Here is a 556-nt window from a genome sequence, read left to right as displayed (position 1 = left end):
AAGAGACGGCCTCCGGGACGGGGGCGCCGGATCGGTCCGTTCCGGTCTCCCGGCGCGCCGGCCCGGGGGTCGCCCGCGGCTCGGCGTCACCCGGGCGGTTGTCGGACTCGCGGTCGGGTCGGGGCGTCTCGCGACCGTCGGTGTCGGGGCTCATCGGGACCTCACGCCCGGAAGACGTGACGCCGGATGGCGGTCACGTTGGAGAAGATGCGGATGCCGAACACGACGACCACCCCCACGGAGAGTTGCGCGCCCACCCCCAGTTGGTCCCCGAGGAAGACGATCAGGGCCGCCACGACGACGTTGGAGAGGAAGGAGACGACGAAGACCTTGTCGTCGAACTTGCCGTCCAGCCGGGCCCGCAGGCCACCGAAGACGGCGTCGAGGGCGGCGACCACGGCGATGGGCAGGTAGACCTCCAGTCCGGGGGGCACCACCGGGCGGGTGAGCACCCCTATGACGATCCCCAGCACGAGGCCCAGAACGGCGATCACGGTGTGTGGTCCTTTTCTGTGTCGTGTTCCGCGTCGTGTTCCGCCCCCGGCGTCCCCTCGCC

1 protein-coding gene is annotated in these 556 nt (G+C 71.2%); it reads right to left on the bottom strand.

What is annotated here, in order from left to right; translation table 11 throughout:
• Positions 1 to 161: 161 nt before the first annotated feature.
• Positions 162 to 494: a small basic family protein gene (locus FOE67_RS27975; protein ID WP_182667586.1), complete on the bottom strand. Its 333-nt coding sequence runs from the start codon at positions 492 to 494 to the stop codon at positions 162 to 164.
• Positions 495 to 556 lie beyond the last annotated feature (62 nt).

This window comes from Streptomyces calidiresistens (genome assembly GCF_014141525.1).
Classification (GTDB): Bacteria; Actinomycetota; Actinomycetes; order Streptomycetales; family Streptomycetaceae; genus Streptomyces; species Streptomyces calidiresistens.
Note: the sequence above shows the minus strand (reverse complement) of the source record. Positions and strands in the feature narration are given on the sequence as shown.